Origin of the sequence: Emergencia sp. 1XD21-10 (assembly GCF_009936045.1) — a bacterium.
Lineage (GTDB): Bacteria > Bacillota > Clostridia > Peptostreptococcales > Anaerovoracaceae > Senimuribacter > Senimuribacter intestinalis.
Map to the genome: position 1 here is coordinate 1 of NZ_QWEQ01000023.1, position 20634 is coordinate 20634.

Consider the following 20634-nt stretch of genomic DNA (forward strand, 5'->3'; position numbering starts at 1 on the left):
TCTTCGACTCACCTCTTTTCCTTCGTACCTATAGTATACGTGAAAAACGGGAAAATCACAAGTAAGATTTTCCCGTTTACTTTCGCTGTCACAGTATGCGTTTTTCAGCCAAAAAGCCGTTTCACCAAATGGTAAAACGACTTTCGATATGCTTATGATTTATTTTCCGCAGTTCTTCTTTGCAGTTTCGCAAAGCTGTGCAAATGCAGCTGCGTCGTGGATAGCCAGTTCAGACAGCATCTTTCTGTTGATTTCGATACCGCTCTTCTTAAGACCGTCCATTAGTCTGCTGTAGGACATGCCGTTCATTCTTGCAGCAGCGTTGATTCTTGCGATCCACATCTGTCTGTACTGTCTCTTCTTTAACTTTCTGCCAACGTAAGCAGATCTCAGCGCTCTCATTACTGCAGGGTTAGCTGCTCTGAAGACCTTGCTCTTCTGTCCATAGTAACCCTTTGCTAATTTTAAAATTTTCTTATGTCTCTTGTGGGCGTTTACGCCTTTCTTTACTCTTGCCATGATTCATTACCTCCTAAAACTATTTTGCCATTGATCTTAACATTCTCTTAGTGTCAGCACTGGTTAAAATTGTGGATTTTCTGAGACCCATCTTTCTCTTTGGAGTCTTCTTAGTAAGAATATGGCTCTTGTATGCCTTGTTTCTCTTGATTTTACCGGTTCCGGTTAATTTCAGTCTTTTGCATGCGCCTCTGTGGGACTTCATCTTATTCTTTGCCATGATGATTTTTTCCTCCTATGTTAATACAAAGTTTTACTTATCAGTTTTCGGTGCCAGGAACATGGTAAGGCTTCTGCCTTCAAATGTCGGCTTCTTATCAATGGTGCTGACTTCGCTGCAGCATTCTGCGAACTTATCCATAACTTCGCGACCTTTTGCAGTATAGTCTTTTTCTCTTCCTCTAAATCTGAGACTCACCTTGACTTTGTCCCCATCCTGCAGGAATTTGCAAGCGGTCTTAGCCTTCACCTGAATGTCATGATCTTCGATAAAGGTACTCAGTCTGATTTCCTTTACCTGCATGTTCTTCTGCTTTTTCTTGGCTTCTTTTTCTCTCTTCTGGATTTCGTATCTGTACTTTCCATAATCGAGAATCTTACATACCGGCGGCTTGGCGTTAGGTGAAATATTGACCAGGTCAAGCTTCTTCTCATCTGCCAAAGCAAGCGCCTCGTCTCTGCTCATAATACCGAGCATCTGACCGGTTTCATCGATGACACGCAGTTCTTTGTCACGAATTTCTTCGTTGATCTTGTTCTCCTTACTAATGGTTCGCACCTCCTGTGGTTTCTACACAAACAAGAAAGCGGGCACTTAATGTACCCGCCTCAAAACACGCTAAAACGCGCATGTTTCAAAATTATTAACCCAGCAAACTGACTGTCTGAAAGGTGAGAAGCGGATAACTTCTTCTTCATTACTGAAATAGGTTATCATATTTCCGCTCCTGTGTCAAGGAAAGTTTTTGAATTTCCAACGACTTTCAAGAAATTTTCCTTATAGCGAAAAATGCTCTTTCTTGATTTTATCCAAAAGTTCCTCATCTGTAAACAGCCTATAGGTCAATTCCAACAAAAACTTTGCACTGTTTAAAATAGCCTCATGGACAGCTGGCGTCGTCATTGCTTTTGCAAATTCATAGGTATGTGGTACCAGTCCTTTCCCAATGCCCATACATGGGTGGAATGCTGCGCAAGCGGTCGCCACATTCCCGATATCAGAAGAACCATTGCCCTGATTTTCCGGTCTGACTACTTCAAGTCCCAAACTATGAAAACAGGTATCCATCACTTCTTCCTTTAGAGGTCCCGTAAAATAATCGTCATAGTCTTCGCCTGCCGGCAAAATCTCCACTTCTGTGCGTGTTGCCATTGCTGCCGCCTTTGCGCAATCTTTCACCCAGCTTGTAATATCGTTGAGCTGATGTCTTCTGGGCGCTCTAGTGATAAAAACCGCTCGGGTCTCGTCAGGTATGATGTTCGCTGCCTTTCCTCCATCGGAAATATAGCCTGAAATAATCGCCTCTTTAATGACATGCTGTCTCATCATATCTGTACTTTCAAATAACAGACGCACTGCATTCAGCGCATTCCTTCCTTTCTCCGGACATGCCGCCGCATGCGCCGGCGCACCTTTAAACACAAACTCCATGCCGTCCAAGGCGTAAAACTGCACCGCAGACTGATTTTCGCCCATCATGTGCACCATTGCCGCAAAATCATATTGGTCAAAGATGCCCTGTCTTTGCATAATTACTTTGCCGCCGCCCCATTCTTCGTCCGGCGTACCGATGATATCAATTTGCACATCCCCTAGCTGCGCCTTCACTGCATTGACTGCCAGAATCGCCAGAACACTTGCTGCTCCCGATGCACAATGACCGCAGCCGTGTCCTATTTCCGGCAAGGCATCGTACTCTGCCAGAAAGACCGCTTTTTTCTTGCCTCCAGGATTGATAGACGCTTTAAATGCTGTCGCCATGCCGGCAAAAGGATATTCCACCTCTATTCCATACTTTTCAAGCAATGCTACGATATTCTTTGAAGATTCAAACTCCGCCGATCCAAGCTCTGGATTTGCCGCCATACAATCACTGAGAGCATACGCTTCCTCTTCAAAAGCCGCAAGACCTTCATGGAGCAGCTTTTTATGTGTTTTCTCTGACCACATATCGATTCCTCCTATTTAATACCCGATGACGCCTGCAATTACCATGATAATCACTCCCGCTAAAACTTGCAAGAGGAAAACCGGCAAAATCCATTTTGCCCACTTTTCGTAAGGAATTTTTGCAAGAGACAGAGCCGCCATCATGATTCCGCCTGTTGGAATAATAATGTTAGATAAACCATCGCCCATCTGATATGCAAGAACAACCGACTGTCTGGATACTCCCACCATATCACCCAGCGGCGCCAGAATCGGAATGGAAACGGCTGCCTGACCGCTTCCAGATGGAATCAGGAAATTCAGACAAGTTTGGAACAGGAACATACATGCTGCACTGACTGCCGCCGGCAGCCCTTCCATTGCGCCTGCAACATAATATAGAATTGTGTGCATGATATTTCCATCGGTCAGTGTAACCATAACAGCACTGGCAAAGCCCACAACCAGTGCGCCGGCTGCGATATCCGCCATGCCTTTCCCCAGCGCCTTTGCATAGTTGTTAAAACCCATGCCTTCAATGACAGCAACGACAATTCCCATGCCGAAAAAGAGTCCGGAAATTTCGTCCAGATACCAGCCCCATTTGGTGACGCCAACAACCAGCAGAATCAGAGACCCAATAAACGCAAGCAAAATCAGTTTTTGCTTTCCTCCAAATTCTTTTAACTTCGCCATTGCATCATTGTCCATTTCCAGACGATCCTGTTCATACATGGACGACAGCTGCGGATTCTTCTTTACTTTCATCGCATACCGCATCGTACAAATGATTGAAATTCCAACCATTACAACAAAAACTGCGATTCTAAACGAAGATCCGGAGAAAAGCGGAACCCCTGCAATGTCCTGTGCCACACAGACCGTAAAAGGATTTGTTACAGCACCTGCAAAACCGGCGCTGGTCGCCGACATAACCATCACCATACCTGTAATAGAGTCAAAGCCCAGTGCTTTTGCCAGTCCAACCATAATTGGAACAAACAGAATCAACTCTTCTGCCATTCCCACAAAAGCAGAACCCAGAGAAAATACAATCATCACGATAGGAATCAATAAAATTTCTTTTCTGGCAGCTACTTTTGCCAGCTTGCCAAGGCCTGACTCCACAGCTCCGGTCTCAGTCAGCACATTGAAACTCCCGCCCACAATAAAAATCAGAAAGATAATGGATGCGCTGCTTTGTAATCCCCTTGGAATTGCAGTCAGAAACTGTATTAACGATACAGGTGTCTGATCAATTCTGTGATAAGTTTCCGGATTCAGCACTTCCTTTCCGTTTTCAAGAGTAATCATATCATAAGCACCCGCCGGAATAATATAAGATAATACCGCACAAACAAAAACAATTCCAATCAATAAAATGTACACGTGAGGCATCTTAGATTTCTTTTTCTCGTTCATTTCTTTTTCTCCTTTACCTTTTCATTGGTATATACGACAGAAAATCCATCGCCCTTCTTCTCACACAAAATGCTTTCTTCCTCCAGATACTGATGACCTTTGCTGACACCTTTTTCTCCATCCGGTATAGATTCCTTTTCTATCACCGTGCGGAGCACTTCTGCAGTCTCTGTGAGCTTTGCTGCCGGTGCAATAAAATCGTTATGGGAACAGTAAAGCTGCACATCTTCTGGAATCTCTCTGCTGAGTCTATCCATCGTCTGCCAATACATAGATATGTCCGAACAGCCAAACTGCTCACAATTAAAGTGTGCGTACAATGCACCCATATAGAACGTATCTCCTGTAAAAAGAATTTTATTATCTTCATCATACAGCATAAGGGAGTCGAAACTGTGCCCTGGTGTATGCAGAACGCGCAGTTTGCGATTTCCTAAATCAAAAATATGCCCCTCCCTGACAGCTTTTACCTGATACGGCAGCACGACATATTGATCCGGTGCAAAGCCTTGCGGATAGCCGCCTTTAAACATATCTTCATCCATCTGCGCGCCTACATCTGCGCAGGTCAGTCCTCCTCTGGCAATCCCAGGCACATAGGAATCCACATAACTGTAAACTGGTTCAAAAATATGATTGCTTCCAATATGATCGAAATGAAAATGACTGTTCACCGCAATAATTTCCCCTTGATATAGCTCATCAATCAGCGGCTTTACAGGGACGATTCCCATACCGGTATCAAATAAAACCGCCCTGTCTGTTCCTACAATCAGAAAGAAATTCACTTCCTGAAAATGTCGCGGTTCTGCAATCGCATACACATTCTTAGGAAGACGATAAACCTCATACCAGTCCCCATCATTTTTCACATCCATTCTCTCGTATTTCTTGTAATACGTCCTTCTGGGCATATCTTTCCACTCCATGCTATGATCTCCTTTCGCTGGTTTACGATATCGTTACTGTAATATAGCGCAAATTCCGTGCCAAACAAAAAGTTAGTATTTTCAGCCATAATCTTGAGATATCCGTTTACTTTCGTATCAATTTTCTTTATAATAGTAATATATTTTTTTACTCTTAATCGAATCGGAGGTTGCTGATATGCGTTATGAAGAAATCGCTCGTTCTGTCTTTCAAATGCAGAATTTTTTCGATGAGCTTACCATTTTTGATACAGATTGTATCTGCAGATATTGTGAAATCACCAATCCAGATACTTACAGTTTTACTGCCGACGAAATCATCGGCAAACATCTCTTTGAAATTTTCCCATCTGCCAGCGAAGAAAATAGCGAAGTATACAGTGTTGTAAAGACCGGTCAGCCGATCATTGGCTATGAAGAAAACGGCATCACCTATAAAGGCGACCACGTAAAAGGCTATAGCAGCGTATTTCCGCTATATCATAAGAAAAAACTCATTGGCGCTGCGCTTGCGCTTAAATTTATCGGCAACGAATACAAGAACGAATATATCAGCGTGCAGGATTTTTCCAGCAGGCGAAGCAATGGCGCTGAAAACTACACGATCGATGATATTATTACCATCGACCCGGATATGGAAAAACTAAAACAGAAGATTATAAAAGTGCGCAACATAGATTCCTCAGTGCTGATTGAAGGCAGCACCGGTACCGGCAAGGAACTGATTGCACAAGCTTTGCACTACTCCAGCAACCGTGCACCCATGCCCTTTATCTCCCTGAACTGTTCCGCAATCCCTGCCAATCTTCTGGAAAGCACATTGTTCGGTACAGAAAAAGGCAGTTATACCGGCGCCGTTACACGCAAAGGACTCATCGAGCTTGCAGATCAGGGCACGCTGTTTCTCGACGAAATCAACTCCCTGGATATTGCGCTGCAGGCAAAACTATTAAAAGCCATCGAAGAAAAATCGGTGCTTCACCTTGGCGGTCACCAGCCGATTCATGTCGATGTTCGTATCATCGCTGCCATCAACGAGGAGCCCTTTGCCGCAATTGAGGCGGGACATCTGCGAAGCGACCTATTCTACAGACTCAACATCATCTCCTTCAAACTTCCACAATTAAAAGACCGTCAGGGTGATGTTGACCACCTGACGGCATTCTATATTGATCAATTTAATAAAAAATTCAACCGGAATATCTGCGACCTTACTGAAGAAGCGATACGTCTTTTCCATCTGCACGATTGGCCCGGCAATGTCCGTGAACTGCGAAATATGCTGGAGGGAGCCTTTGCCATCGCAGACAGTACTTTCATCACTGTAGATGATCTGCCTGCCTATATACAGCGCCTTGCAAAAAAAGACACTGTACCTGGCGATGAAGATTCCTCTACTTATCAAGCACAGCTGGCGACCTTTGAGCGTCAGCTTCTGCAAAAAACACTGTCCAATTATACAACAAAAACCGAAGCAGCCAAAGCCCTTGGAATGACAAAACAGGCTCTCAACTATAAGCTAACCAGCCTGGGATTGAAATAACTTTTATCCCAGCAGCGTCAAAAGTACCGGAATCATCGGCAGAGAGAGCAGAGTCGACAGAATTACGCCGGCAGATGCTAATTTTTCCTTATAGCCCTGTTCCGTACATCCCATAGAAACCATAGCCGCAACAGGCATCCCCAGAGAAATGACCGCAGCGCCTCGAAGGACTCCATCAAAACCAAGGAAAGTCATCACAACGTAAACCACCGCGGGAAAGAGTAAGAGACGAATGGCAGCAACCAAATACAGCTTCCTATCACAGGAAAAAACACTTTTGATAGAATAGGTACCAATGCCTGCGCCAATGACCACCATAGAAAGCGGAGATGCCATTTCTCCAATGAAATTGCAAACCTCCGCTGCACCGTCGGGCAGCTTCACACCGCCAAAGAACATAGCAAGCGCCAAAAGAGAAGCGACTGTACCGGGGTTCAAAAGTTCCCGCACAGAGAGTTTTCCCTTTGTCGTACCAGCGCCTTTGCAAATCTGCCATCTAGCATAAGTATAGTATAAAATGTCAAATCCCAGATGAAAAATACTCAGTTGAAAAATACAGCCACTGCCGTAAAGAGACGCTGTCACAGGATATCCCATATACATCGTATTTCCAAAGATATAAAACTGTTCATAGACAGGTCTGTCTTCCTTTGGAATTCTTGTCAGCACATTGATTCCCTTTGCAATAAACGGAAGCAAACAGTAAAAAACACCGCCGACCAGAACAAATCGAATCAAAAGTTCTTTGCCCATGGCGCCGTCCGCCTCACTGAGAGAAGTAAGAATCACCAGCGGCAGACAGACATCAATGACAAAAGTGCAAAGCTTCTGATTCACGTCCTTTGTAAATATGTCTTTCTTGTTCAAATAGTAGCCAACTGTAAGCGCTAGCAGTAATTTGCAAAGAGTAACGATAATCATAAAATTTTCCTTTATATATTTCCTGATAAAATGTATCGGCAGCAAATGCCAGCTTTTTTATTTTATCATCTATTCTGCATAATTGCAAAATCATTTTTAAATAATCGTGAACAAATGTTTACTTTTTGTTCGTTTTATGATATAATACGAACAAAGAATTTCAATTAAGCAAATAAACGGAGGGTATTATGAATCAGCTTAAAGAACGCGAACAGAAGATTTTAGATTTTATGAAGGATGAGATCAGAACCAAGGGCTACCCTCCTACGGTCAGAGAAATCTGCAGTGCTCTGAATATCAAGTCCACCTCTACCGCTCACAAGGACATCGCAAGCCTTGTCAAGCAGGGTTATCTGAAGAAGGACCCGTCCAAACCGAGAGCGCTTATGGTTGTCGACATGGAGAAAGAGGTATCAGAATCTTCGACTTCCACTGCACCATCTTATGCAGAGGACTTTCATCGCGAAGATATTATCGATGTTCCTGTAGTCGGCAGAGTTGCTGCAGGTACACCGATCCTTGCAGAACAGAATATAGAAGAAACCTTTCCGATTCCTGCCCAGTATGCAGGCGGTTCCAATTTCATGCTCAGAGTTTGCGGCGAGAGTATGATTAATGTAGGCATTATGGATGGCGACCTGATTCTCGTTGAACAGCAAAGCACTGCCAGAAACGGCGAAATCGTAGTCGCTATGATTGACGGCTTCGAAAGCGAAGCCACAGTCAAAACCTTCTACAAAGAAAACGGTCACATCAGACTGCAGCCGGAGAATGACACTATGAGTCCTATTATCGTGCAGGACGTCAAGGTTCTTGGCAAGGTCAAAGGTGTCTTCCGATATTTTAGTTAAACCCAATCATATCGCAGGAAGAATTTACAATTTTTTCCACACTTGACCCGGTTTTTAAAATCTGTTAAAATAATATTATCAATTATATAAATGGCAAACGACACACGTAGAGCAAGCGCTCGTAAATCTGATTACGGTACAGGCTAAGCGTGTGTTTTTTATTGTCTCACGCTGCGCCTTTCCGAAGTTTTGAAAAGCGTTTAGTTTTGTGTGTTTATTCTTGTCAAAATCGAAAGGAGTTTTGAAATGGTTGAAACACACAACCCAAAGACGCAATCTGGCGCCAAAGAAAAAACAACCAAGTATCAACTAATTATCTTTGTTGCTGCCTTTTCTGCTTTTCTCGCAACGTTTAACGAAACGTTCTTAAATGTATCATTTTCTGCTGTCATGGAAGATTTTCATGTCAGTGTCGGCACTGTACAATGGTTGGCAGCCGCATATATGCTCGGCGCTGCAATCATGGTTCCGGTCTCTGCTTTTGCATATAAAAGCATTCCGACTAAAAAACTGTACTTATTTACCGTAGGTCTTCTCATTGTCGGCAGTGTTATTGGCGCTGTCAGCAGCAATTTTTCAGTTCTTCTCATTGGACGTATCGTCCAGGCTCTGGGTACAGGTATGCTGATTCCAATCGGCATGAATATCACGCTGGAAGTCGCTCCAAAAGAAAAACTGGGTACTTTCATGGGTATTATGGGAGCCATGACAACACTGGGACCTTCCAGCAGTGTCATCGTTGCAGGCGCACTGTTAGAATTCTTTGACTGGCATGTGCTATTATGGGTCTTCGGCGGCTTAGCTCTGCTTTGCTTCCTTTGCGGCGCAGTACTTCTGCCGAATATCGCAAAACTAACCCATCCAAAGCTGGACGTCTTGTCGGTCATTTTCATCAGTCTGGCACTGATCGGTATACTTTACGGTATTTCTACTGTTTTAGCAGGTAATGTGACCATCGCTCTTTTAGCTGCAATTATCGGCATTATCTTCCTGATTTTCTTTGTTAAAAGACAGGGAACTCTGACTGAGCCGCTTATTCAGTTAAGTCCGCTTAAAATCAAAGCATTCTCCATCGGCGTTATCATCAACATGATTTCCCTGCTGGTTATCTTCGCAATGAACATTGTAATACCATTGTTTATGCAAAGCGGCATAGGTATGTCACCGTTCAATGCGTCAATGGTGCTGTTCCCTGCTATTTGTTTATCTTGTGTGATTGCACCGATTGCAGGACAGATTTATGATAAAAAAGGCGGAAAAGTACTGCTGCCGCTGGGTTTCCTCTGTATCGGAGTTTGCACCGCTGCACTCTCTCTGGTTCACACAGAATCTTCGATTCTGCTGGCAATTTTGTACATTCCTGTTATCTGCGGTAGTGCACTGATCATCGGTCCTGTACAGTCCTTTGCTCTGGCAAAACTTTCTCCGCAGGAGAATCCTCATGGTGTCACCGTAATGAGTACAGGCTTTCAGATTGCGGGCTGTATCGGTTCCTCCCTCTTTTCAGGTGTTTTCGGACTCTTTGCTTCTGAAGCACAGGGATTCCCCGCTGTGGGCTTCCTTGCTACAGCCTTTGCTGCAGTAGGACTTATCCTGGCGGTCTGCGTAACTAAAGAATAATTGTGCAAAATCTCATAAAAAAGGCACTATGCAGGTAAAACTATTTCACTTTGCATAATGCCTTTTTTCTTATTTTTCCAAAAGCCAGTCCAGCACATTGACGACTTTAATCCCCTCATAATTTCCCGTAGAAAAACGATCCAGCGTGAGAACTATCTTTTCATAATGATCAGGAATACTCCTAAGTGCTCTCATTTCCCGCTCAAAAGTTACCTCCGCTGTCATATCCGCTGTAACCTGATAGTACGTTATGACACCCTGTTTTTGAGCTACAAAGTCAACTTCCATCATCCCATTCTTCCCGATGGTCACTTTATATCCTCTTCGGAGCAGTTCAAAGAATACGATATTTTCTATGGAAAAGCCTATATCATATCTTTTTCTCGGTAAAATATGGTTTCTCAATCCCAAATCTACCATGTACATCTTTTTATTGACCTTTAAAAGCTGCTTACCTACTATGTCAAACCGTTCTGCAGGGTAGAAAATAAACGACTCCGTTAAAGCCTCCACGTAATCACTCACTGTATTGGGCGATACTTTGCGTCCGGAAGATATCAGATAATCTGTTATTTTCTTAATAGAAAGCGGACTGCCGATTACACTTGCAAGATACTGCGCAATACTTTTCAGCAATACGATATCAGTAATTTTGCGAATGCCGCAATACTTTTCTTTGCGGCTCTGCCGCTCTTCAATATCTCTAATAATTACAGTATTATAAATGCCTTCTAAATATGTTTCTACTTTTTCATCGGTGCGATTCATGGCAACAACATAAGGCAAGCCTCCGGTTTTCATATATTCTGAAAAAGCATGCTCATCAGAAAGCCCTGTAACCTCAACATATTCTCGAAAAGAAAAAGGCAACATAGATATTTCTACATAGCGCCCGGTCAGCAATGTTGCCAAATCACCAGAAAGCATATATGCGTTAGAACCAGTAATATAGATATCTGTGTTCTCTTTTACATAAAGGCTGTCTACCACTTTTTCAAAAGAAGGTACTTTCTGAATTTCATCTAGAAAAATATACGTGATTTTATCAGCACATAGACGTTCTTTCAAGTATTGATATAATGCCTGATAGTCAAGAAGGTGCTCATATTCTAATTCTTCAAAGTTCACAGAAACAATTTGCTCCTGCGATACACCCTGGGCAGTCAATTCTGCCTGATACTGCTTCAGCAGTGTGGATTTTCCGCACCTGTGAATGCCCGTTACTACCTTAATAACCTGTTCATCTTTCCATGAAAACAGCTGCTCCAAATATACTTCTCTTTTTACCATAGCCGCACCTCCTTTTCTAAATATAGCATATTTTATTCTTTTTTCAAATTATATTCCCAAATGGGAATCTTTTTATTTGGTTTTTATCTCACCAGCAGTCTCTGTATCCCTTTATCCAGCCCATCTAAAGTCAGCTCAAACATAGGAAAAACCTGACGAACCATTTGAATCGTCCTACTTCCATAAGCATGCTCCCACCGCTGTTCTTTGATTGGATTCAGCCAAATACACTTCTTATATCGCTTCGGAAATTTCTGCAGCCAGAGAATCCCCGGCTCTTCATTATACAGACTCCAGTCGTTATTGCCGCCCTTTGCGATGAGCTCATAAGGTGACATAGCGGCATCACCTACCAAAATCACTTTATATTCACTGTCCAGATTACTGAAAACCCAGTCAGTTTCTACCCACTCTCCATGCTGACACCTTGGACTTGTATAAAGATAATCGTAGATACAGTTATGAAAATAGTAGATTTTCAAGTCTTTCAGATGGGTCGACTGATGCACTGCCTGAAACAGCTGATTGCAAAGATTGGTATAAGGCGACATAGAGCCGTCAGAGTCCATAAGCAGCAGTAGTTTTACAGTATTTTTTCGAGGCTTCTCATAGACCAATTTCAGCATCCCCGCATTATTGCAGGTTGCATCAATGGTTCCTTCTACATCAAGTTCCGTCTTTGCCATATCCACTCTGGTTGAAAACTGACGCAGTTTTCGAAATGCCATCTGAAACTGTCTGGTATCCAGCGACTGATCCTGCCGGAAATCGCGGAAGTTTCTGTCTCCAGCAACCTGCACCGCTGTTCGATGGCGGCTGTAACCGCCTACACGAATGCCTGACGGATTGTAGCCGCCATGCCCCATGGCAGAGGTACCGCCGGTTCCAATCCAGTAATTTCCGCCATCGTGTTTCTCCGTCTGCTCAGCCAGTCTTTCCCGAAACATTTCCATCAGTTTGTCGAAATCATATTCCTTTGCCCAGTCAGGTCTGTCCAGAATATCCCGCTCCCGCTCCTCTGTATGCAGCCACTGCCAAAGTTCATCCGGGATTTCCTCTACTGTCTCTACTCCTTGGAAATACTCTGCAAATGCCAGATCAAATTTGTCGTAGTCTGCCTCATTTTTTATCAGTACATTGCGGCACAGATAATAAAATTCCAGCAAAGAGTTCATAGCAAGCCCCTTGTCCAAAGCCTCGACGAGACACAGCCATTCATCCAAGGATACGTTCAGCCCTCTGTCTCGAAGTAAATAAAAGAACTTAATAAACATGTCTGTATCCTTTAACTACATCGATGTCCTGATTTTTCTTCAAAAGCACGCCGATATAAGGAATCCGTTCTCTGATTTCATCTACAGAAGCGCCGCTGATAGAAAGTGCCTGCACCCAGTCGAGCAGCTCTGATGTGCTCGGCTTCTTCTGAATCTGCCGCATGTCTCTAATTGCATAAAAGGCTTCCATAGCAGCATGCACCAGTTTCTTGTTCATGTCACCAAAGTGAACCTTGATAATTTCTTCCATCTTTTCGCTATCTGGAAAATCGATATAATGAAAAATGCACCGGCGCAAAAATGCGTCAGGCAATTCTTTTTCCGCATTGGAGGTAATAATGACAATAGGCCGGTGTTTCGTTTTAATCGTTTCCTTTGTCTCATTGATGTAGAATTCCATTTTATCAAGTTCCCAGAGCAAATCGTTTGGAAACTCCAAATCCGCCTTATCGATTTCATCGATGAGAAGCACCACTTGTTCGTTCGCCGTAAAGGCTTCGCCTAGTTTGCCCAGCTTAATATACTGTTTGATGTCGGACACGTCTCCCTCGCCAAACTGGCTGTCATATAGACGCTGCACAGTATCGTAGACATAAAGCCCTTCCTGTGCCTTGGTGGTGGACTTAATACCCCATATGATTAATTTCATTTCCAGCGCTTTTGCGATTGCTTCTGCCAACATGGTTTTTCCAGTTCCCGGTTCTCCCTTAATCAGCAAAGGCTTCTCCAGTGCAATAGCCACATTGACTGCATTCATCAACTCTTTTGAAGCGACATAATCTTCACTTCCCGTAAATCTTTTTCTTTCTTTCATCTATTTCTTACTCCTACATATATTTACAAATTACCTTATGCACCGATCGCCATCGTAACCAGCAGCGGAATCAAAATGCTTTCCGACATGCCGATAGCAAAGGAATACACTACGATATCAGGTCGCAAGGCCTTCTCCACCAGCGATAAGCCCATATCCCCCGCTGCCACACCGGGCAGACTGCACGCCTCAATATAGCCGATTTTCTTTGCTAGAATCGGAAGCAGAATAATGCCAAAGGTTTCCCTAAAGACATTGTGCATAAAGGACACTGCTCCCGCCATAACGTAACCTGCACTGGAAATCGCCACCGGTGCAAAGGTATACCAGCCAAATCCAAAACCGATTGCAATACACTCACGAACCGAAAGCGGCAAAAAAAAGCTTACAATCACAGAAGAAACAGCCGTTCCAACGATAACCGCCGCCGGAAATATCAGCACCCGAAATCCAATATGCTTCACCTGCGCAATGACTGTTCCCGAAAGCCCCATATCAAATCCAATGCTTCCTATCATAATGCAAAGCCCTAAAGTCATTACATTACCCACTTTATCATTAAAGCCATCAATATCTGCTACATTGACACGAAGATAGAAGTAACCGAACAAAAGTCCCAGCACCACAGCAATGATAATCAGCCAGGTCATCAAAGCCGCTGAACCACCGCCTTCTTCTGTATCCGCTTCTGCTTCACTCTCTGCGATTTCATCATTAGTCTGACCTTTTGCCTGCGCTTTTAATCTGCCGAACTTATCAATTCCCAGCAGCTTTCTAGCCGCCATGACTGAAAAAACACCGCCGATTACAACTACAATAGTAAAGATGAAAGCCTGCAGTCCAATGGTGCCAAGACTGGCAATAATCTCTTCATTAGAGCCCATGCGCATCCCCATCATCAAAACCAGCATAAAAACGCTGGCTAAAGTTACCACATTAATAATCTTACTGAGGATTTCTCTGTGATTGCGCAATTTGCTGGCAACAAAATAACAAACAATCATACATGCCAGATACAGTAAAACGTATGCCATAAAATGCCTCCTATTTTTACTCATATAGCGAAAATCGGAGCATTGCGCTCCGTTTTCAATTTTTTATATGCACTTAAATCGAATGGTGAATCATTTCAATCAGCTGATGAATATAGCTTTCATAATCAGAAAGCGCCTGCGCCCAGTTGGCAAGACAACCCTTTCCCTCGGGTGTGATGCTGAAAATTCGTTTAGGTTTTCCCGCATCGTCCAAATCCTCAAGCTCCCATTTGGAAGTCAAAAGTCCGGAGCTTTCCATTTTTTTCAAATATCTGTACACACCTGTCGCATCAGGTACTTTGTCTGCGAACCTTGGAATCTTCCCGATTTCTTTCAGGATTGCAAAGCCGTGCATATCGCCACCCTGCAGTAAAATGCAAAGGATCAATGGTTGTAATAACTTATCCAAATTCTTGCCCTGACAAGGGCAGTCCATATCAATATACATGAAAATCTCCTATTCTTTATGCACTAAATCGCTTCCATAATGAGAATCAAACATGGTCTTAGAATACTTTTCCAGCTTCCACTCAGGAACTTTACACTGCTTACACGGCTTCAGTGCCCATTTATTCCTCAGCCACCTTGCAGCCCTGGAATTACGAGAATTGTAAAGCCGCATGCTTTTTCCGCAATGGGTCGTAATGGTAATGTACTTTCCCGCAAGATCAATCTCTCTAATTCCATGAAGCTGACCGCTTCTCGCCGGCCATAGCTTCATCTTATTGAGTAAAACAAAGAGTTCTACGTTTTTTCGATAGTACCTCTTCTTTGCCTCTGCCATTAAATATAGAACCTTCCTTCCAGAATATTCTTTGCGTTCTCTGTAATCAGACTCATCATCTTAATCCCTACCGATGAAATTACGACGATTTCTGTTTTTTCCTCAGTCTTCCACGGTGTAATAATCAAGTTATTGACCACACCGCTGACTTCCACCGTGCCTTCTTCGATGGTCTGACAGAACCCCTTGATTCTATAGCTGCTGTCAGAAATAGACTTGATAAAAGCGATGAGTTTTTCTTTTTCCACAGGCTGATCTGCCTTGACGATAAAAGTCTGCGGTCTGCTCTCATAAGTGTTGGTTGTATCTTCGCTTCTCACCAGGCTCGGCGCAAAGTTATCTACAATATCTTTAATATCTACGTCGCAGTGGGTTGCCGCATAAATCTTAGTGCTCTCATTGATTTCAGCAATTTTTTCAGCAATTTCTTTAAAAGTTTCGTCATCAATCAAATCCATTTTATTGACAATCACTGCATTGGCATGCTTCACCTGTCTCTCCAGCGCTGGCAGCACTTCTACCAGTTCCAAAAAGTTGCAGGAGTCAGCTACACAGATATTTCCTTTAATCAGGTAATTATCGTTGGTATCCTTCTTAATTCCATCAACGATGTCGCCCATGTTGGAAGGATCTGCAAGACCGGACGCCTCAATGAAAAGATATTCAATGTCGGTTTTCGACATCTCAATCAACCCATCTACAAACTTGTCTTTAATGCAAGCACAGAAAATAGAACCATTTGACAGTTCCGCAATATCAATACCATCTCTGCTTACAAGCTTTGCGTCGATGTTAATTTCTCCAAATTCATTAATAATGACGCCGATTTTATGTTCCTGATAGGTGTCTAACAATCGCTGCATCAGCGTGGTCTTGCCTGCACCTAAAAATCCACTGAGCAGTACAATCTGAATCATGGTTTACTCTCCTTCTATGTTAGAATGCCGCTTTTCCTCGGCAACAGTTTTGCATATTTGATGATTTTCACTTAGTTTGCGCAATCCTGCGCTGCCGTGTTGTGCATTTTCAGCTTATCTCGTACATTTTGCACAATTCCAGCTTTCAAAGTTTTGCATTTCGGATTAATTATATTCATTTTGCACAACCCTATCCCTGCTGGCCTTTGCAATTAGGCACATTTAGTCCGTTTTACGCCATTCCCAGTGTATAAAGTTTTGCATTGCTAGGTGTTTTCACTCATTTTGGCACAACCTTGATTCGTTGCGTTGTGCATTTTAAACTAATCTTGTTCATTTTGCACAACCCTTACATTCAAAGTTTTGCATTTCAAATGGCTCCAGCGTATTTTGCACAACCTTATGAAAATCGGCTTTCACCGTAGCTTTCTTCCAATCATGCTTCGCACTTTCAGTGCTCGCACTCTTGGGAAAGCCTGATGTGAGACCTGCCAACGGTTTGCCTTACAGCAAACCGGGTTAGGTCATAATGGCGAGGTGCCCGGGAGTCTCACCCGGCTGCATGGATTTAGAGTCCATGTGATCCATACGATCCGCACCCCACATCAGTTTTATTTACCAAACAAACTTTCTCCGAGCATAATTGCTGTGCCGATTTCCAGATTGTCGTGAACAGACTGCGCTTCAAAAGCTGCAGCTGTCTCTTCATCCATGGAATATGGCACACCCGGACTTGCGTAAATGACATCCGCACGCAGATCTTCTCTGTGCAGCCATTCACCTTCATTGGTAAAATCCAAAATATATTGATAATCCTTGATTTCTTCCTTTGTAGAAATAGTCTTTCCTTCAAAATCAGTAATCGCAGCAGGATTCTTGTCATATAAGTCAAAATCTATGCCCATTGCTTTTAAAATTGCTGCAGATTCTCTTCCTACGATACCGTAGCCAATCTGCAGAATCTTTGCCTCAGCAATATTCTCACCTTGTCTTTTCATCATTGCAAGCAGAGCCTTAACAAACCCAAGCGCTGTAGCATAATTATTGTCAGACGCCTTTCCAGAACGGATATTCAATGCTAAGTATCGGATATCATCAGCAAAGAACAGTACGTCATAGCCACCGAGAGTTGCATCGTAAATTCCGTCTACATCGGTATTAGGCATTACGTCTGCGCAAAATCCCATGGATCTCACAATGGCTGCCACAGACTCGCTGAAACTTCCGATAATCCCTTCACCTTGGGTGATTGGAACTACAGCAACTTTTATGTTCTTTTGTGCCGCAGCTAAATCGAACTTGCTGACACAGAAAGTATCCGCCATAAGTGCAGCAAGATCCATGCCTGTCTTAGCAGCTAAATCCCTGTTATATTCCTCCATGCCATCCAGCATGTAAGTAATCCATTCTGTTCTAAGTCTTGTCATCAGAAATTCCTCTTATCTATCTCAAAATTATACATTCAGCGGCTGACCGTCGATAAAAGCGATACTTCCGCCATAACGTTTGATGGTTTTGCTCTTATTTAATGCCATGGTAAGACGTTCAATTCCAAACCCGATACCTACCCAAGTATCGAATACCCCCCACTGCGCATCGAGAAAATGCGGACCGTAGGAGCCGGAAGCGACTTCCATGCCGTTAATCTCAATATCAAGAGTATGTCCGTAAACGGTGGATTCCTCTACAACAAACTCGTATTCATCCTCCGGAACCTGAAGTGCTTCCATGGCACATCTTGCCAAGCGCTTCATTTCCTCAAGCTGACCGCCTTCTGGAATGGCGGCAAGCTCCACACAGTTGAGCATGGTAAACTCGTTCATGTGCTGAGCTCCCTGAGATTCCTTTCTGAAACAGGAGCCACGCTCAAAAATCTTAACAGGCTCTCCCGTAATCCGATGAAGTTCTCTCATCACTACATACAGGTTTGGTGCAAGCATAGGTCTGAGACATCTCTTCTTGTCCAGCCAAAACACCTGCTCTGACAGATGGTGAAACTCATCAATCGTCATCTTCGCAAGCATATCCCTGGTGATAATGGTAGGCGTCACCACCTTGGTAAAACCTTCACCCATCAGCCAGTCTTCCAGACTTCTGCCAACTAGAATATTCTGTGTGATATGCTTCTCATCGAGGAGCGACTTAATCTTGGCACGACTCTCACGAACCAACTCTTTCTCAGCCTTGCGAAAAGCCTGATCACGCTCCGCCTTTGTTTCAAACTCAGCTTCAATCAGTTCTTTGCTGCCGTTGAGTTCTCCGATTCTTTCTGCCTGTGTTACGGTAAATTTCTCCATAATCAGCACTCCTCTGCAACTTTTTCAAATTCATTCTACCAGTATTGTATCATAACCAATATTGTTTTGTTAACAATATTTTTTAATTTTATGGTAAGGTTTTTAGATTTCTCAAAATTTGTTCTCTCTGTGCTTCCAATTTCTCCTTTGAATCAGCCCAGTTTACAAAAATGCCGCAGAAATCTCCGTTTTCTTTTTCGTCAAGAAGGCTCACTTTGCTGCCGCAAAAGTCTATTCGTTTCTCCAGCGGTCCGGCATCGCTCATCATATGTTCACCTTCCTGCACAACTGCATCTTTCTCACGGCGATAATGCTCATAGACACTGAATCTTCCCAGATCGCACTGCGGCGTCATAAATTCGCCTTTTACGATGATGTCTGCAAGTTCCGATAGTTCGTTTATTCCCGATGCGTACAGCACAGCAATGGGAGTCTGACTCGGAATTCTGGCATCGATCTCCAGCACCTTAAAATCCTCGCCGTCGTCAATGACTTCCACATCCATGATGCCGTGCAACTTGACAAGCTGCGCCAGTTTTTTACCCAGTATAGAAAATTTCGCTTCCTGCTCCTTTGTAATTGGACACGGACAGGTCACTTTGCAACAGTCGTAGAACTGATCCATATGAATCTGCGTCACCGCATAGGTTCTGTAATTGCCCGGAATACCGATGACTTCAATAGAATAGGACGGTCCTTCCAAATACTCCTGTACAATCCAGTTTTCAGGATTCGTGCATTTTGCTAAAAACGTCTCTACCTCCTCTTTGCTGCGGGCATAAGTCACGCCTGCCGAACCACTTTCCCCTGAAGGCTTCATGATGTATGGCGCTTTCCCGTCCGGATAATAGCGAGGCGCCGGGATGCCGTTTTCCAAAAACAGCCTGTCAGACTTTTTTTTGGATTTGGTAATTTCATAGGCTGCTTTGTCAAAGGCAAGGGGCAGCCCCTTCTCCTCGCAAATTCTGCAAACTGCTTCAAGAACTCGGTCGTTTTCGTTGGCAGGCAGCACAAAGTCCGCTTCCATCATGGCAGCAATCACAGCCTCATCACTGGCCGTGATATCCCCACAGACAAAACGGTCTGCAAGACCGGCAGCGGGAACATTTGGATTACTATCGATTAAAATGCTCTCAAAGCCACAGGCAGAGGCCAGATATACCGCCTCTGTTCCCTGCAGCTTTCCTCCGATAATTGCGACCTTCATGGGCGCACCTGCCGAAGGAATGCTTCGTATTCTTCTTTGCTTGCAATTCGCAGTCCCATTTCATCCAGAATAGAAGCTGCTTCTTCCACAGTTCTACCGCCTTCATCTACATCCATAGTACTATGGGCAACCCCCATAAAGCCGGATTTAGGAGGAATAATGGAAGTAATCAAATTAGCACCTGCATTGATCCGATCCTTTAAGCCTTTTATGCCATCCACATCCAAAGACGCCGGAATCAGGGCACTCGGATACAAAAGTCTCATCAGAGCGATGATCTTCAGCTCCTCAATTCGATCCGGAGTCTTGCAGTCTTCCATCGGACTTCCCTCTTGGGGAATAAAGCTCATGACGCGCACCTGTCTCGCGCCGATTTCACCCATCGTCAAAAGAGAATCCACGATATCCTCGCTCGTTTCGCCAATACCTGCAAGAAGACCTTCTTCGATGTAAATCCCCTTCTCCTTTGCGTAAAGTTTCGCATTCATACGGGCATCGTAATCCTGTCCAACTCTCATCTTCGCATAAAGTTCTCTGTTGTGGGTTTCCTGATAAAGCGCATAAAAATCCGCTCCTGCTTCTGCAAATTTATCAATAATATTGTGATTTACGACACCCGGTGAAATCATCACCGGCGTATCATAAACCTCTTTTATCTCTTTAATAATCTGACAGACAGTTTCAAAGTCCTCAGCATGATATTGCGGATCCTCTCCCATGGTCAAATCAATGAGATTGACGCCGGAGTCAATCAAGGACTTTGAAATAGCAAGAACCTCGTCTTTATTCTTTCTGTATCTCTCGATTTTGTTAGAATTTCTGTAATAACAGAAGTTGCAGTTATTTCTGCAATAGGTCGTAAAATACACAAATCCATATGCAAAGATTTTATTACCCTGCACTTCCTTTCGGATTTTCCGCGCCTGGCTGAATAAAGCCTGTAAAATCTCAGGGTCATCTGAAGCCATGATACGCAGCAGTTCTTCTTTGGAATAATCTTTTCTGCTAAAATCTAACATGATTTCCTCCGTCTCGTCTTTTTTGTCAATCCTTTCTCACAAGC

General features: G+C 43.5%; 21 protein-coding genes and 1 other annotated feature. Of the genes, 3 read left to right on the top strand and 18 right to left on the bottom strand.

The genetic code is table 11. The features are described 5' to 3' along the window. Nucleotides 1-159: 159 nt before the first annotated feature. From rplT to D1151_RS13100, 6 genes are all read right to left on the bottom strand, one after another. A complete protein-coding gene (gene rplT, locus D1151_RS13075) occupies nt 160-519 on the bottom strand; it encodes a 50S ribosomal protein L20 (protein WP_160200577.1) in 360 nt (119 codons plus the stop codon). A gap of 19 nt (nt 520-538) precedes the next feature. Further along, on the bottom strand, nt 539-739 hold the full coding sequence (gene rpmI / locus D1151_RS13080) for a 50S ribosomal protein L35 (protein WP_160200578.1): 201 nt from the start codon (nt 737-739) through the stop codon (nt 539-541). A gap of 33 nt (nt 740-772) precedes the next feature. Further along, nucleotides 773-1288 carry a translation initiation factor IF-3 gene (gene infC / locus D1151_RS13085; RefSeq protein ID WP_330588343.1) on the bottom strand — a complete coding sequence of 172 codons (516 nt, stop codon included), beginning with the start codon at nt 1286-1288 and terminating at the stop codon, nt 773-775. Nucleotides 1289-1311: 23 nt separating this feature from the next. Beyond that, nucleotides 1312-1440, bottom strand: a sequence feature (ribosomal protein L20 leader region). Between the two features lie 76 nt (nt 1441-1516). Then, nucleotides 1517-2689: a M20/M25/M40 family metallo-hydrolase gene (locus tag D1151_RS13090; protein ID WP_161909190.1), complete on the bottom strand. Its 1173-nt coding sequence runs from the start codon at nt 2687-2689 to the stop codon at nt 1517-1519. A 15-nt stretch (nt 2690-2704) separates the two neighbouring features. Continuing rightward, complete coding sequence (locus tag D1151_RS13095) at nt 2705-4090, bottom strand: YfcC family protein (protein ID WP_161909191.1); 1386 nt, start codon at nt 4088-4090, stop codon at nt 2705-2707. Beyond that, nucleotides 4087-5019 carry an MBL fold metallo-hydrolase gene (locus D1151_RS13100; protein ID WP_161909192.1) on the bottom strand — a complete coding sequence of 311 codons (933 nt, stop codon included), beginning with the start codon at nt 5017-5019 and terminating at the stop codon, nt 4087-4089. Before D1151_RS13100 ends, D1151_RS13095 begins: the two co-directional genes overlap by 4 nt. A gap of 178 nt (nt 5020-5197) precedes the next feature. On the opposite strand from D1151_RS13100, the gene D1151_RS13105 reads away from it, so the two are divergent. Next, entirely contained in the window at nt 5198-6562 is a 1365-nt protein-coding gene (locus D1151_RS13105) for a sigma-54-dependent Fis family transcriptional regulator (RefSeq protein WP_161909193.1), read from the top strand. Between the two features lie 3 nt (nt 6563-6565). Here D1151_RS13105 and D1151_RS13110 read toward each other — a convergent pair whose 3' ends face one another. Continuing rightward, a complete protein-coding gene (locus D1151_RS13110; RefSeq protein WP_161909194.1) occupies nt 6566-7483 on the bottom strand; it encodes an AEC family transporter in 918 nt (305 codons plus the stop codon). Nucleotides 7484-7671: 188 nt separating this feature from the next. On the opposite strand from D1151_RS13110, the gene lexA reads away from it, so the two are divergent. Continuing rightward, nucleotides 7672-8334, top strand: a complete 663-nt coding sequence (gene lexA, locus D1151_RS13115) for a transcriptional repressor LexA (protein ID WP_160200585.1) — start codon at nt 7672-7674, stop codon at nt 8332-8334. Nucleotides 8335-8580: 246 nt separating this feature from the next. After that, nucleotides 8581-9954: an MFS transporter gene (locus tag D1151_RS13120; protein ID WP_161909195.1), complete on the top strand. Its 1374-nt coding sequence runs from the start codon at nt 8581-8583 to the stop codon at nt 9952-9954. 69 nt (nt 9955-10023) lie between these two features. Here the strand turns inward: D1151_RS13120 and D1151_RS13125 are convergent, their stop codons facing one another. From D1151_RS13125 to pylB, 11 genes are all read right to left on the bottom strand, one after another. Next, nucleotides 10024-11244 carry an ATP-binding protein gene (locus D1151_RS13125; protein WP_161909196.1) on the bottom strand — a complete coding sequence of 407 codons (1221 nt, stop codon included), beginning with the start codon at nt 11242-11244 and terminating at the stop codon, nt 10024-10026. Between the two features lie 83 nt (nt 11245-11327). Next, on the bottom strand, nt 11328-12518 hold the full coding sequence (locus D1151_RS13130) for a VWA domain-containing protein (protein WP_161909197.1): 1191 nt from the start codon (nt 12516-12518) through the stop codon (nt 11328-11330). Next, nucleotides 12508-13332: a MoxR family ATPase gene (locus tag D1151_RS13135; RefSeq protein ID WP_161909198.1), complete on the bottom strand. Its 825-nt coding sequence runs from the start codon at nt 13330-13332 to the stop codon at nt 12508-12510. Before D1151_RS13135 ends, D1151_RS13130 begins: the two co-directional genes overlap by 11 nt. A 35-nt stretch (nt 13333-13367) precedes the next feature. Continuing rightward, on the bottom strand, nt 13368-14366 hold the full coding sequence (locus D1151_RS13140; protein WP_161909199.1) for a lysine exporter LysO family protein: 999 nt from the start codon (nt 14364-14366) through the stop codon (nt 13368-13370). A 73-nt stretch (nt 14367-14439) separates the two neighbouring features. Then, nucleotides 14440-14814 carry a PadR family transcriptional regulator gene (locus D1151_RS13145; RefSeq protein WP_160200591.1) on the bottom strand — a complete coding sequence of 125 codons (375 nt, stop codon included), beginning with the start codon at nt 14812-14814 and terminating at the stop codon, nt 14440-14442. Between the two features lie 9 nt (nt 14815-14823). Further along, nucleotides 14824-15150 (bottom strand): pyrrolysine--tRNA(Pyl) ligase small subunit, encoded by a 327-nt coding sequence (gene pylSn, locus D1151_RS13150; RefSeq protein WP_160200592.1) that lies wholly within the window; start codon nt 15148-15150, stop codon nt 14824-14826. Beyond that, a complete protein-coding gene (locus tag D1151_RS13155; protein WP_161909200.1) occupies nt 15150-16067 on the bottom strand; it encodes a GTP-binding protein in 918 nt (305 codons plus the stop codon). Before D1151_RS13155 ends, pylSn begins: the two co-directional genes overlap by 1 nt. Before the next feature lie 611 nt (nt 16068-16678). After that, nucleotides 16679-17494, bottom strand: a complete 816-nt coding sequence (gene pylD, locus D1151_RS13160; RefSeq protein ID WP_161909201.1) for a 3-methylornithyl-N6-L-lysine dehydrogenase PylD — start codon at nt 17492-17494, stop codon at nt 16679-16681. A gap of 27 nt (nt 17495-17521) precedes the next feature. After that, nucleotides 17522-18364 carry a pyrrolysine--tRNA(Pyl) ligase large subunit gene (pylSc, locus tag D1151_RS13165; protein WP_161909202.1) on the bottom strand — a complete coding sequence of 281 codons (843 nt, stop codon included), beginning with the start codon at nt 18362-18364 and terminating at the stop codon, nt 17522-17524. Between the two features lie 88 nt (nt 18365-18452). After that, a complete protein-coding gene (pylC, locus tag D1151_RS13170) occupies nt 18453-19571 on the bottom strand; it encodes a 3-methylornithine--L-lysine ligase PylC (RefSeq protein WP_161909203.1) in 1119 nt (372 codons plus the stop codon). Then, the gene (pylB, locus tag D1151_RS13175; protein ID WP_161909204.1) at nt 19568-20590 is read right to left on the bottom strand and encodes a methylornithine synthase PylB; all 1023 of its coding nucleotides are present in this window, start codon (nt 20588-20590) and stop codon (nt 19568-19570) included. Before pylB ends, pylC begins: the two co-directional genes overlap by 4 nt. Nucleotides 20591-20634: the final 44 nt, after the last annotated feature.